The sequence below is a fragment of the Pedobacter lusitanus genome (assembly GCF_040026395.1).
GTDB classification, from domain to species: domain Bacteria; phylum Bacteroidota; class Bacteroidia; order Sphingobacteriales; family Sphingobacteriaceae; genus Pedobacter; species Pedobacter lusitanus.
Map to the genome: position 1 here is coordinate 5,414,122 of NZ_CP157278.1, position 13,865 is coordinate 5,427,986.

At 39.5% G+C, this 13,865-nt stretch carries 10 protein-coding genes, 1 tRNA gene and 1 pseudogene; 3 read left to right on the forward strand and 9 right to left on the reverse strand.

The features are described 5' to 3' along the window. Positions 1 to 430: 430 nt before the first annotated feature. Both PL_RS23260 and acpA read right to left on the reverse strand, forming a co-directional pair. Positions 431 to 1,744, reverse strand: a pseudogene (locus PL_RS23260) (cytochrome-c peroxidase); the annotation flags it as partial. Beyond that, positions 1,728 to 3,044, reverse strand: a complete 1,317-nt coding sequence (acpA, locus tag PL_RS23265; protein ID WP_041884297.1) for an acid phosphatase — start codon at positions 3,042 to 3,044, stop codon at positions 1,728 to 1,730. The gene acpA and the pseudogene PL_RS23260, both read right to left, overlap by 17 nt. 639 nt (positions 3,045 to 3,683) lie before the next feature. Here acpA and PL_RS23270 point away from each other — a divergent pair. The 3 genes from PL_RS23270 (at position 3,684) to PL_RS23280 (ending at position 6,746) form a co-directional block, all read left to right on the forward strand. After that, positions 3,684 to 4,595, forward strand: a complete 912-nt coding sequence (locus PL_RS23270) for an SDR family oxidoreductase (RefSeq protein WP_348620468.1) — start codon at positions 3,684 to 3,686, stop codon at positions 4,593 to 4,595. A 109-nt stretch (positions 4,596 to 4,704) separates the two neighbouring features. Then, a complete protein-coding gene (locus tag PL_RS23275; RefSeq protein ID WP_041884294.1) occupies positions 4,705 to 5,625 on the forward strand; it encodes a helix-turn-helix domain-containing protein in 921 nt (306 codons plus the stop codon). A 152-nt stretch (positions 5,626 to 5,777) separates the two neighbouring features. After that, positions 5,778 to 6,746, forward strand: a complete 969-nt coding sequence (locus tag PL_RS23280; RefSeq protein WP_041884326.1) for a zinc-binding alcohol dehydrogenase family protein — start codon at positions 5,778 to 5,780, stop codon at positions 6,744 to 6,746. Positions 6,747 to 6,794: 48 nt separating this feature from the next. Here the strand turns inward: PL_RS23280 and PL_RS23285 are convergent, their stop codons facing one another. The 7 genes from PL_RS23285 to PL_RS23315 all read right to left on the reverse strand — a co-directional run bounded on the left by PL_RS23285 (position 6,795) and on the right by PL_RS23315 (position 13,687). Further along, the gene (locus PL_RS23285; RefSeq protein WP_348620472.1) at positions 6,795 to 7,289 is read right to left on the reverse strand and encodes a YybH family protein; all 495 of its coding nucleotides are present in this window, start codon (positions 7,287 to 7,289) and stop codon (positions 6,795 to 6,797) included. 10 nt (positions 7,290 to 7,299) lie between these two features. Beyond that, the gene (locus PL_RS23290; protein WP_348621872.1) at positions 7,300 to 8,268 is read right to left on the reverse strand and encodes a zinc-binding dehydrogenase; all 969 of its coding nucleotides are present in this window, start codon (positions 8,266 to 8,268) and stop codon (positions 7,300 to 7,302) included. A gap of 122 nt (positions 8,269 to 8,390) precedes the next feature. After that, positions 8,391 to 8,996 carry a Crp/Fnr family transcriptional regulator gene (locus PL_RS23295; RefSeq protein WP_041884290.1) on the reverse strand — a complete coding sequence of 202 codons (606 nt, stop codon included), beginning with the start codon at positions 8,994 to 8,996 and terminating at the stop codon, positions 8,391 to 8,393. Positions 8,997 to 9,125: 129 nt separating this feature from the next. Continuing rightward, on the reverse strand, positions 9,126 to 10,466 hold the full coding sequence (locus tag PL_RS23300; RefSeq protein WP_348620476.1) for a hypothetical protein: 1,341 nt from the start codon (positions 10,464 to 10,466) through the stop codon (positions 9,126 to 9,128). A gap of 95 nt (positions 10,467 to 10,561) precedes the next feature. Next, complete coding sequence (locus tag PL_RS23305; protein ID WP_152620400.1) at positions 10,562 to 10,960, reverse strand: hypothetical protein; 399 nt, start codon at positions 10,958 to 10,960, stop codon at positions 10,562 to 10,564. Between the two features lie 563 nt (positions 10,961 to 11,523). Then, positions 11,524 to 11,613 (reverse strand) — tRNA-Ser (locus PL_RS23310). 67 nt (positions 11,614 to 11,680) lie between these two features. Then, positions 11,681 to 13,687 (reverse strand): HD family phosphohydrolase, encoded by a 2,007-nt coding sequence (locus tag PL_RS23315; RefSeq protein ID WP_087149113.1) that lies wholly within the window; start codon positions 13,685 to 13,687, stop codon positions 11,681 to 11,683. Between the last annotated feature and the right edge of the window lie 178 nt (positions 13,688 to 13,865).

Below are 13,865 nucleotides of genomic sequence, written 5' to 3' on the forward strand. Positions count from 1 at the left end.
AATCAATCAAGTTGGCTTTCTCTTTTTTATTTAACTTTAGTGGTGCTGCATCCAGAGTTTGATTGGGAACCTTAATACCTGTTCCTGTTCCGCCGCCTTTGTTGTAGAAATCAATTACTTCTTCTAGTGTGCGGAATACACCATTGTGCATATATGGCGCTGTCCGGGCAGTGTTACGCACAGTGGTAGTTTTGAAAGCATGACGATTAAAATCTCCGGGCTGAATGCTGCAGAGCCCAGGATCGGGATCAATATGCTTGCCATTTCTTTTTTGTGGTACTCCGATTACTTCTGCCTCCATTTGCATATAACGTGGTGGTAATACGCTGTTGAACAGTGGCAGGTAATGACAGGTTCCGCAGCGTGCTTTGCCCATAAATAGATTGAAACCTGCTATTTCTGCATTTTTCAGTACGTATTTATCGCCCTGCATATAGGAATCAAAACGACTGTTCAGCGCAGTCAGGCTGCGTACATAACCCGCCAGCGCATTCATCACTTCAAAGGTGTCAATCTTAATACGTTCTTTTTGCGGATAGGTCAGGCTGAACAGTTTGCGATAGCTGCTATCACGCCAGAGCTTACCGGTTACCAGACTCATATTTCCATGCATCTCTTCTTTGTTCTGCACCACGGCCATAACCTGATCTTCCAGCGAGGGCGCCCGCAGGTCATAAAATTGTGCTGGTTGTAAAGCTGCATTGATTAGGGTAGGGGTATTACGTTTGATCGTCTTTTTTTCGGTAACATCCAGATTTTTGATGAGTCCGTCTGTAAAAGCCAGATTTGGCTGATGACAGGAAGCGCAGCTACGTTTACCATTGCCGGAAAGTATAGTATCGAAGAATAATTTCTTTCCTAAAACTATCTTTTCCGGAGTTACAGAATCTCTCAATTCAGCGATATAGGCATTACGGTTAAAAGCATTTGTATCAAATAAAGTTGAAGCATTCTGATTAAGCAGGCGGTTATAACGAACATCGGGCAGTTTGAGTTCTGTCTTTAATACTTGGAGTGACCGGGTCAGTGGATTTGCATAACGGGTGATAAAGATAGCGCGGTCAAAAAGATTAAAGGTTACAGGACGCTGCAGATAACGTACTGCAGGGGCAAATCCAGGTAACTCAGCATAGTAACCGGTAACTTTCTGTACACTTTGTAAAGCGGCTGCTGATTCAATAAAACATCTTTTGGATAAAGGGTCATCAAAATCATTAAGACCAAGTGCCTCGATACGAAAAACCTCAAGTTTTACTGCATCGAGTATCTGCCAGTCCTGCAAATCTGACTTCTGGAAGTATTCTCTGAATTCAGTTGCGTTGACTTCCAGCTGATTCAACAGGTCGTTTAGTTCTTGTTTTTTACCTGGGACAAAACGGGGAAAAAGGTATTGCTCGATGACCTGTAACCCTGCTGGCTCGATAACCAGCCCACTGAGTTCAGTTTCAGGTACGGGAGGCCCATTCACCTGTCGTGCAGTCAGCGGGGCGAAGTATTCGGTTGCCCACTCCAGTTGCTTATAAGCCAGTCTTACATTACGGAAACGCTGTTGTAGTAAATGATTTTGTGCAATATCCATTCTTGATGCCTGCAGCAATTTAACCTCAATGAGCAGATGGTTTGCCTGATGAATCAATTGCTCTTTAATCCGGACAGCCGGAATATCCGGCTGTCTCAGCGAAAGCAGGGACACTGTCACCAGTGCCAGAAGACTAAAGATAATCAGCTTAGAAATCGAACGCATGGCTTAAAGGGTCAGCTTCCTGATCACGTTTGTTAAGGGGGTTTAGTCCCCATCTTTTTTCTATAAAAGACAGGATACTTACGGTTTCATAAGGAGTATGGTCAACGTAATTCTTTTTGGCAAAAGGGGAGATGATTAAGGCTGGTATACGTGTTCCAGGTCCCCATTTGTCAATTACCGGAGGAGCTATATGATCCCAGAAACCGCCATTTTCATCGTAGGTAAGAATGATGACCACATCCTTACTGTTTGGACCATTGAGCACTGCATTGATCAGTTTTACAGCATGACTTTCTCCTCCGGTTATAGTCGATTCACCAGGATGTTCATTTTCCAATCCTATAGGTTTAACAAATGACACTGCTGGTAAAGTACCATTTTTTGCGGCTTCTAAAAATTCAGTTTCATCTTTTAAATGTTCTTTTCTCCCAGGCGTTCCTTTAGCATAACGGGTAAAATAGGCAAAAGGCTGATGATGATAAGTAAAAGAGGGGTCTGGTTTACCGGCAACGGCATTGTTCCATCCACCTGAATACCAGGCCCAGGAAATACCCTTGTCAGATAAACGGTCACCAATATTAGGCCCTGTCTGTGTAGGTACCAGGAACGCCGGGTTGCCACCTGCAGGATAGAGATTAATCGAATTGATTGTGTTCACGGCATAGCCGTCAGGTGTAACTGTACCGTCTTTGATTAATTTGCCTCTGGCATCCACCTGAGCGACAATACTGGCGGGTGCATTAGGAAATGTTGGCGAGGCTGCAGCAACCAGCCACTGGTGGTTTAGAAATGAACCACCAAAGACGCTATGAAAGAAGTGATCACATAGGGTGTATTTTTTGGCGAGCTCATATAACGGAATATCTTTGGTCCGATAATACCCCATGGCGAAACCTTTGGTAAAGTTATAATGGGCAAACTTATTCATCTTGCCTCCGTTGATCTGTAATTGCTCCTGGTAAAAACGATGTGTAACATCCGGAGTGACCTGGTCTGCGGCTACATATTGATCGATATTGAAATAGGTATTAGGCAGATTGGTTGGAAAAGCACTGCTTCTTGGGATTGGCGGCAGAGTCTGATAGGGCTTGTTTTCATGATCCAGCTGAATAATATTTTCCTTACTGGCTTGCTCCAGACCGTCTGCACCAGGGAATTGCCCGTACAAATTATCGAAGCTGTGGTTTTCCATATAGATCACGACAACATGTTTCACTTTATTTAATTGCGCAGATGCAGGCACAGCTTTAAGACTTAAAGTGCTCAGTAAAAGAAGAGAAGTTTTGAGAATTGTTCTCATAAATGATTAAATGAATATAAATTTAATTCATGATTTAATAGTTAAGATGCCTACCGGGAATGTTCTGCCCGCAGGCAGACCCCGTATATCATCTGATAAATTAGCAACAGGATTGTTTTTCTGTGCTGCTGACTAAAGGATCAGTTATGGCGCGCCTGGTTGAAAACAGTGATGTGATACCTGTTGATACCATGAGATTGGATAGGAGGGGACGGCCTGTATTATCTTATTAAGGAAATGACAGGTAGAACTAATCACTGTCTTTTGCGAAAGAAGCATGATCCGGGCTACCTCAGCATGTTGTTCGTGGTTATCATCCTTTTTTTTGACCAGTCGTTGTAAGAGATTCCAGGCCATTGCCGGATTCGTTTTATAACTATCGGTTGTAGTTATCTGATAAACTAAATAAGGACGTACCAATAACATAAGCACCCCAAGGGTGAAAATGAAAATGCCGATTCTGTTTTTATGCCTCATTTGTAACGAAGGATGAAGCTACAGTTTATTGTTGTATTTTCCTAACAGGACCGGATTCGTGCTATTTATATTGCTGATGCCATTTGGCTACAAGAACTGGTCATTTGGTTACTTTTTCGATGGTGTTGCTGCAGAACTTTGTATCAGCAAAATAAAAAAAATATGAAAATTGTACTTACAGGTTCTATCGGAAACATCGGAAAACCTCTTACCCAGACTTTAATACAAAATGGTCATACTGTAACAGTCATCAGCAGTAATGCAGAGCGAAAACCGGCAATTGAGGCGCTTGGTGCTCAGGCAGCAATTGGTATCATGCAGGACGCTTCTTTCCTGACCAGGACTTTTCAGGGCGCAGATATCGTATATCTGATGGAAACGATGGATGCCGCTGGTGGTGATTTGTCTGATAAAGAAGTTGATTTTATGGATGTAATTGATCAGATTGGTCATAACTACAAGCAGGCTGTCAGCCATTCAGGTGTAAAAAAAATAATACATCTTAGCAGCATTGGCGCACATATGGATAAAGATAATGGCATTTTAAGATTCCATCATAATGTGGAGCATATATTGAAGCAGTTACCTGCTGATGTGTCTGTTAAAACTTTACGCCCGGTGGGTTTCTATACCAATATGTTCTCTTTTGTTTCAACGATCAAAAACCAGGGCGCTATCATTTCTAACTATGGCGGTGATCAAAAAGAGCCCTGGGTTTCTCCTCTGGACATTGCAGCGGTGATTGCAGAAGAGATTGAACTGCCTTTTGAAGGTAGAACTGTGCGTTATATAGCCAGTGATGAGGTTTCGCCGAATGAAATTGCCGCAGTGTTTGGAAAGGCGATCGGAAAGCCAGACTTACAATGGAAAGTCATTCCGGATGAGCAGCTTTTAAATTCATGGTTAAGTATTGGATTTAATCCCCGGATTGCTCAGGGTTTTATAGAGATGCAAGCCAGTCAGCGCGATGGCAGATTATACGAAGACTATTACTGCAATCAGCCGGTTTTGGGTAAAGTCAAACTGGCCGAATTTGCAGAGAACTTTGCCACGGTCTACTTTCAGGAAGATTAAGTTTGCTGTTTTTCGCGCTGTTTAAGCAGGGTTGTCAAAGGGAAATATAGTTCTGATTTCCCTTTGATTTATTATTTTTAATAACAAAGTATATATTTTTGGATAAGTTATGGCTAACATTCAACGGATAAAAACTATTACCGAATTTCATCGGTCCCGTGGACTGGCTGCGCCGGAGCATCCATTAATCAGTGTGATTAATTATGCTGACGTGCGGCTTACCGGAGAACAGCTTAACCAGAGCTGGATGCTTGACTTTTATCTCATCTCCCTGAAACGAAATATAGGTGGCAATATCAGATATGGACAGCAAGCTTACGATTTTGACGAGGGGGTTATGTTTTTTATCGCACCAGGACAAATATTCAGTATTAAAAGAGAGGCAGATGTATCTGGTGAAAAATCGGGCTGGATGCTCCTCATACATCCCGACTTTATATGGAACTCTTCCCTGGGTAAAAAGATTAAAAGCTATGAGTACTTTGATTACACCATCCATGAAGCTTTGTTTGTATCTAAGAGAGAAGAACAGCTGCTGGAGCGAATTATAGAAGATATCAGACAGGAATACCAAACCAATATTGATAAATACAGCCAGAATATTATCCTGTCGCAGATTGATACGCTGCTTAATTATTCGGAAAGGTTTTACAACCGGCAATTTCTGACCCGTAAAAAGGCCGGACACAAACTCCTGGAAAAAATGGAGCACCTGTTGACGACTTACTTTAACGAAAAGGATCTCGTCAAAACTGGATTGCCCACAGTCGGGCTTTTGGCTGATCAGCTGAATGTTTCTGCTAAGTACCTAAGTAGTTTACTCAGAATATTGACCGGATTGAGTGCACAGCAGCATATCCATGAAAAACTAATCGGGAAGGCGAAAGAAAAACTATCTGCCACAAGTCTTTCTGTCAGTGAAATTGCCTATGAATTAGGTTTTGAACACCCTCAATCCTTCAGTAAATTATTTAAACAGAAAACTGATGTTTCACCACTGGAATTCAGGAGATCTTTTCATATCAACTAATATGTATAGTCTGTGTTTGATAAGCTTTCAGAAAAGAGTTATGGATAGTTAAACAGAAGTATGCCCGACAAACAATTATTTCAATTTTTGTGTTATTAGTTTTGTCCCTTAACAGGAGAAACAGTTCGGTAGTGATTCATAAATTCAGCACAATGAAAGCAGCAATAACTCCTAAAGCAGGCGGTCCTGACGTAATTCAATTAGAGGAAAAACTGAAACCCCGGTTGCAACAAGGCTGGATCTTAATTAAAATCAAAGCCTTTGGAATTAACAGGTCTGAAATATTTACAAGACAGGGTGACTCGCCAAATGTGAAGTTCCCAAGGATTCAGGGAATAGAATGTGTGGGGGAGGTAGAGGAAGATGCTTCGGGAACTTATAAAGTGGGGCAAAAAGTAGCCGCAATTATGGGGGGCATGGGTAGAGATTTTGATGGTAGCTATGCTGAGTTTGTAACAGTCCCTTTGGAAATTGTCTTCCCATTTGAAAGCGACTTGTCGTGGGATGTCCTTGGAGCGATACCAGAGATGTTCCAGACTGTATCGGGATCGTTAACCCAGGCATTGGAAGTTAAAAAAGGAGAAGTGCTCTTAATTCGCGGAGGAACTTCTTCTATCGGGATGCTGGCCTGCCAACTGGCCAAACATTATGGGTTAACCGTAATATCCACTACCAGGAATTGGGATAAAGAACAGGATCTTAAAGCAAATGGTGCAGATCATGTTTTAATAGATGATGGTGAAGTTAATATGAGACTGAAAAACTTGTTTCCTGAGGGGGTTGATAAGGTTCTTGAACTCATTGGGACAGCCACACTTAAAGATTCATTAAAATGTATACGGTCAAAAGGTGTGGTATGTATGACAGGAATACTAAGCGGAGAATGGACAATGAATGAATTTACTCCTATGGGCGATATCCCATCTTTAGGCCGGTTAACGGTTTATATGGGTGAAGCGGGTAATTTAGATAAGAATTTACTTCAGGACTTTATTGATGAGGTGGCTAAGGGAAATATTGCTTTGAACATTGACAAAGTATTTAAACTGGATCAGATTGTAAGCGCGCATACTTACATGGAAAGTAATCAGGCCAAAGGAAAAATAGTGGTAGAAATATAGCTATATCCCGGAGCTGCCTTTAATTAAGCAGCTCCGGTAATAGATTTATTATTTCATTTTGTTGAAAATATATCGGGCAATTTTCCATGCACCATTTTCTTTCTGTAAAACAAATAACTCTCTGTTCTCTTCTTCTCCTTTAACGCCGGTTGCATGAATCAACTGTGTTCCTCTTGAAACTGTTCTGGCAAATGCATAATTCTCATTGATCAGGGTAACTTCATCAATTTGAAATTTGATGTTCAATTGCAAGGTTTTAAATACAAACTCATATGATCCTTTTAATTGTTCCTGGCCAACAGCAGAAGGACCACCCTGTGGCATAAATATGCCGTCTTTTGTATATAATGACAGTACCTTATTTACATCTGATGTATTCAGTGCATCCTGATAGTTGAAAAGTAATTTTTCGATTGCTGTTTTTGCTGTTTCCATTTTGATAGTTTTTTTATTGTTGTTGAATTGTGTCTTATTTTGAGCGTTTGCTAAACCAATTGATAACAGGAGTATACCTGTAATCATCGGCAGGATTGACTTTTTCATGTTATTCAGTTTAAGCAGTTACTACTATTTTGCCATTTGTTTTATTGCTGTCCATTAGTTTGTGAGCTTCCGCAATCTGGTCAAAAGTGAATGTAGCGGTTCTTAATGAAGGCATTTTGCCAGATACGATCTGATCTGCAATGAAATTTAAAGGGGTTTCTGTCAGTGGATAAACTTTAGAACCTAATAATCCGCTGAGTGAAAAACTTAATTTAACAGATTGACCCAGCTGAGTCATTAAGTTTAAATTGGAGATGACAGGGGCACCGCTGAGTAAACCAATAACGGTAACTTCACCAAAAGCCCTTACTGCTGCAACTGTATCAAGTATGCCTTCTCCTCCCACGATATCCAACGCATAGTGGACGCCTTCAGGAATTATTTTTCGTACCTCCTGAGAAACATTTCCATTATCAATGATAATATAATCTGCACCCAGTTCTTTTAGACGGAAAGATTTGTTTGCATTTCTTGTGGTGGCAATCACCTTAACGCCTTTTAGTTTGGCGTAAAGTATGGCTGCTGCACCTGCTGCACTGGTACCACCTTTCACAAGTAACGTTTCTCCTGTAACAACCTTTAGAACCTTATCCAGAACAACAGCAGCTGTACCAAATGATTCCGGGATAGCCGCAAGTTCTTCATAGGAAATATTACTGTTAATAGCCAGGACATTGTCGGCAGGGGAAACCACATATTCAGCATAGCTGCCCTGGCGGGTCATACCTAGTCCACCCATCATGGTTACTACTTTCTGACCAATTTTAAATCTGCCTGATTTATCTTCAACGACTTCGCCGGCAGCTTCTATTCCTAAAACAGTCGGTGCTGTAACAGGTCCCATAATTCCCTTTCTTTTATAGGACTCCATTTTATTTAACCCAAAGGCTCTGATCTTTATTTTTACTGCGCCATCGGTGGTTTGAGGCTCTTCAATTTCCTGAATAGTTAAAACCTCTGGTCTCCATTTTTTTCTAATAGGATCGCTTTCATTTTTATGTTGTTTTTGTTATCAATTATTACAACACAAAGGTGGGGCAGATCCTGATGGCGGACTTATAAACTATCGTAAGAAAAAACCTTAAACTAGGTTAAGGTTTTTCATTTTGAAACCAGTTCTCTTCTGATTTTACTCAGGAATTCGGGGGTTATTCCTAAATAGGAAGCGATTTGTGTATTTGGGAGCCGTTTGGAAAGCTCCGGGTATTGTTCAAGAAATGCAAGGTAACGCTCTGTTGCATTGTAGCAAAAGGATTGAAGTAACCGATTTTGTAATTCAACAAATTTATTTTCAATGATTACTCTGAAATTCCGGTCAAGCTTTGGAATGTTGACATAAAGGAAGAGAAGATCGGTTTTGTGAATCTGAAGAATAGTGGACGGTTCCATTGCTTCTATATATAATTCACTGGGTTTTTCGGAATGAAAACTTCCGATGTCTGTTGCCCAGTCATTTTCAGTTACAAACTGGATATTATGTTCTACGCCCTTCTCATCAACTTTATATATTTTAAAACAGCCCTGAACTACAAAATTATAATGCTGACAGACAGATCCCTCCTGAAGAATAAATTTCCTCCGTCTGATTTTCTTCTCCACAATTCTTGGCAGAAGCAGGGCTTCTTCCTCATCATTCAAAGGAAGGTAGTCTTTAAAGTGCTCTGTTAGTGGTTTTAGTATTGATGAATTATCATTAACTGAAGTCATTCTTTAATGCTTGGTAAAAGATGAGGATAAAGTTATAACAAATTATTTTAGTGGGGTTAGCATAACGAAGATAAGTTCTCCGGATGTTTGTGATAGGTAACACATGTTGATTTTTACTTCGTCTTAACTCTATATCGGATTGGTCATTATAAAAGTGACTTTTCCCTTCCGCCCGTTGGAACCATCAAAACCGTGGCGGCCATCCTGGCCATTTAAGCCAGCATTCCCATTTGGGTTCCCGCTGCCTCCGGTTCCACCAGTACCACCTTTGCCTCCCTTACCTCCGGATCCACCTTTACCCGGGATGTTAAATACTTTAATCAGTTTTAGGTATGGTGTAACTGCGGGCGAATAATTTATAATAATATTTCCACCATCACCACCCGAATCGCCGTCCTGTCCCTTCCCACCATCTTGTCCGTTTCCGCCATCTCCACCCTGACCGGTTACTATGTCGGTAGTAGTGGTGGTGGTTCCATCACTATTGATTACAGTTTTTATATTAGTTGAAACTGTTCCGGATGATCCCGGTGTACCCGGAGCACCATCAGTACCATTTAAACCGTCACTTCCATTTCCACCTTTGCTTGAAATAGCAATTGAACCTCCATTTGCGTTTACCCAATAATGATAAGTTTTATGTGTAGCGTCATTTTGTATCTTAATTTTTAACAATTTAGCATTGATGACCGAATCGGGATAAATATCTGCCGTCACATTTAAATCATATGCTCTTCCATTTGATTGTGTATTGAACTGATAATTTGCTACATAATCGAGTAAAACATTAAGTGTATCAGTTATAGCGGTATTTTTAGCTAATAATGTTATTAGCTGTATTTTACCATTTTTAATTTGGGTAGGATCATTATCAATTTTTAAATCGCCTTTTGATTTTGAAATATGAACACCATTAAACATGAAAATAAAATCTTTTAAATTCTTCTTAACCGGGGCCCATTTGTCAATAAACATTTTGTTGTCGAAATGTTTTCGCACACCAAATTGTACATGATCTCCAGGTGCTTTCGAAAAATTCCCCGTGGTTAAAATATTAATGTTTGTTTCATAGTTATATGGTATTTTCTGTCTGAATAACCACTTCTCTTTTCCGCCTAAAAACCAATTTTTTGTGTAGACATTAACGGTTAGTGAATCTCCTTTTTTATATACTTTCCAATTTCCATTTATTTTAATTTTTCCATTGGAGTAATTGCCACTATCTACTTCTATTTTATATTTCGACCAATTATCAACGCCATTCAAAAATCCTTTGGTTTGTGTTTTTTGTCCTTTATCGGATATGACTACAATACCTATGGGTAACGAATTGCCTTTTATACGTAATACAGCAGGATCATATTCAAGAAGGTATTTTTGCATGTCTGTTTTTGTGTTAACAGAAGGTGATTGGGCAATTACCGGCAAACACCAGACTAAAGAGACAAGACCCGTAATAATGAATTTCATAGAATTGACAAGACTAATAAACTTCGCTAAATTAAGCTATTAAATGACGAAAAAGTTTAAGAGCAGATTTTGAATTGAAGATGAAATTTTTGGGGTTAATCAGCTCTTTTTAGAATCCAGTTTAATACTGGGTCATTCCCTTTCTTATAATCTTCAAATGAAGGTTCTATTTTTTTATCCGGCAAGACCCCATTTGAATTTTTCTTTTGGAAGGTATAATAAAGTTGCGAGCAGGAAGCTGTTAACTTGGAATTGGGAAGATTAAACCATTTGATTTCCTGATAACCATTTGGATTCGCTCCAGTAATCTCACCTACGAGTTTGGCATCAAGGCAATCTCTGAAATGAACAGCATTGGACATGCCGGCCGAGAATGTTTGTCTGCCGGTTATAACATAGTATTTAACACCCGGATGTAGTGCGTTAAAGTTCAAAAACATTGGAAGCATTAGTTTTAATCCTTTATCAAAATTACCACCAACATTTAGGCGCATATCAATTATAATCTTATTTGTTGTTGTTTGATGATTGAGACTCGCATAAATGTTTGCTGTAATTTTCTCAAAATCAGCCCATGAAGGGTAGGATGAGAAATTAATATAGTATGTTTTAGAATCTATAGGCTGGTGACTGATGGAAGTTTCCTGTTCTTGCTCATTTTTTAGAAATAAATAATACTTTATGTCATACCACTACATTCACCTCAAGTCGTCCTTAAGATTCTTCCCAGGCTGGAAACTGGATTCGAACCCTCGTCGAAATTCCTGTTGTGTTCGTAGTAGAGAGGGTATCTCTAAATTTCAAGAGGTATTAAGCCATCGCCTGGAGTTTTTCTCGCTCCGCTCGCTCGTTGGGTCAGGTTTTTCTGGGGGATCCTCTTAAAAATGGATTAGCTCGCTGCACTCGCTGATCCCTTGAGGGGGGAGGCTTCAAACAGAAATGCGCTCGCTGCGCTCGTACGCATTTTTTGGTTTAAAACCAGCCTTGCACTAAAGGAGTGCAGAACTGGTTTTAAACCAAAAAATGCTACTTATCTTCGATAAGCAGCATTTATGTTTGGCGGAGGAAGAGGGATTCGAACCCTCGGTACCGTTGCCAGTACGACAGTTTAGCAAACTGTTCCTTTCGGCCACTCAGGCATCCCTCCGTTTAAAATTGTTACCCGTTTTTCGGGATTGCAAATATAGCAATACAATCATTAAAACAAAAAAAAATTAAACATTTTGTAGGTAATCTATACGCACATGATAGATGCTCATAAGCATCGTCTTGAATATCAGCTTTATAGTTTCTATGTCTTTTAACGTTAAATCGCAATTATCTAATTGGTTTTGTTCCAATTTGTAATTAATGATGCGTTCGACCAGATCATTTATGTTTTGTGCGTTAGGATTTTTGATACTTCTTGAAGCTGCTTCTACAGAATCGGCCAGCATTAATACCCCTGTTTCCTTAGAAAAAGGAATAGGACCAGGATAACGGAAGATATTTTCATCCACAAATTTCTCCGGGGAATTCTTCAGGAATGACTGATAGAAATAATCGACACGGGTATTACCATGGTGCGTTCTGATAAAGTCAATCACACTTTCCGGTAACTGATGTCTGCGGGTAATTTCAATCCCTTTATGAACGTGTTTGATAATGATCTGCGCACTCTGCTCATAAGGCAGTTTATCATGCGGGCTTAAAGTTGTATTCTGGTTCTCAATAAAGTATTGAGGATTCTCAATTTTACCAATATCATGATATAAAGCACCAGCTCTGACCAGCAGAGAATTTCCGCCGATTTTGAAGATTGCAGCCTCAGCTAAATTAGCCACCTGTAAGGAATGCTGGAACGTTCCCGGCGCTTTGAATGCCAGCTCTCTTAATAACTTATTATTCGTATTGGTAAGCTCAATTAAAGCAACATCAGAAGTTATTCCGAATACACGCTCAAAAGCATAGATCAAAGGATAAGCCAGCAATGATAAAAGTACACTGATAATAAAAGGTACAAAGTTGATCCATTCTATATCATTAAATGAACCGTCTCTCAATAATGCAATTCCGACAAAACAGATAAAATAAGCAGTCAGGATAAATAACGCTGATAACAACAACTGCTCTCTTTTGATCAGATTTCTGATACTATAGATAGCAACCATACCCGCAGTAACCTGATAAAATACAAATTCAAAACTGTTGGGTACAAAGAAGCCCGCTATCAGAATAACCAGCAAATGAAGGTATAATGCCAGACGCGTATCAAAAAGTATCCTGATAATGATCGGAACGATACAGAAAGGAATATAATAAAGACTTGGCATATTTAATTTAATAGACCAGGTCAGTGCCAGCAGCAGCATGGTAATAATTAACAGCAATAATGATAACTGCCTGTTATCACTGAATATATCTTTCCGGAACATTGAAAGAAATACCATCAGCAAACTCAGAATAAACCCTACCAGCAGGATTTGTCCCAGGTAAACCAGTTTACTGTCGCCTATAGTTTTAGTCTGCGCTTCGTAGGTTTCTTTAAAAGATTGAAGCTTCTGGAAAACCTCATCATCAATCACATTATTTTTAGCAATAATCAGTTCGCCTTTTTGTACCATTCCACGGGTAGTGGAAAGACTGTTTATCGTATTATTCTGCACAATGGCAGTCAGTTTTTCATCAAAAACAATATTAGGCTGAAGATGATCTTCCACCAGATTCATAACCACTTCTTTCTCTTTTACTTTGGTAGAGGTAAAAGTAGTATTGAAAAAATCCAGTGCAGTTTGTACCGTAAAGACATCCTGTGTACTGATTGTTTTCGTAATGTTGTTATTCAGTAAAGAGATATCGTAATATTTCCTGCCTTTCTGATGTTTAGGATTTACCGCGATGATGCCTTTCTCATAAATGCTCTTCAATAATTTCAGTGAAGCAATCTTATTTGGATTTTTCTCTTCTTCAGGAAAAGCATTCCCACGCCATTTCACATCAAACTCATTCATGTAAGCTTCCTCTACAGCAGTATACAGTTCAGGACTGTAGCGGTAGATAGGAAGAACGTTTTCCAGAGCGTCCTGCTTATCAGTATTTACCTGCGGACTGGTTTTGAGAATTGCAAAGCTAAACGGAGAAACCAGGTCTTTGTTTAACCAAACTTTACCTTTCTGAAACTCATACCTGAAACGCGGTTGTTTCGGTAAAAAGAACGTAATGATAAGTACGGTGAGTACCATCATAATATATTTAATATTAGATGAATACTTTCGGTAAAGGATTTTATGTGAATTCTTCTTGATTTTAGCCAAAACGGTGATGGTTTTTATAGTACAAAAATAAGATTTTTTAATGAATATGACCGTGTTACCAATTATTACAGGATTACCCTGGATTACATGTGTCTTATTATAACTA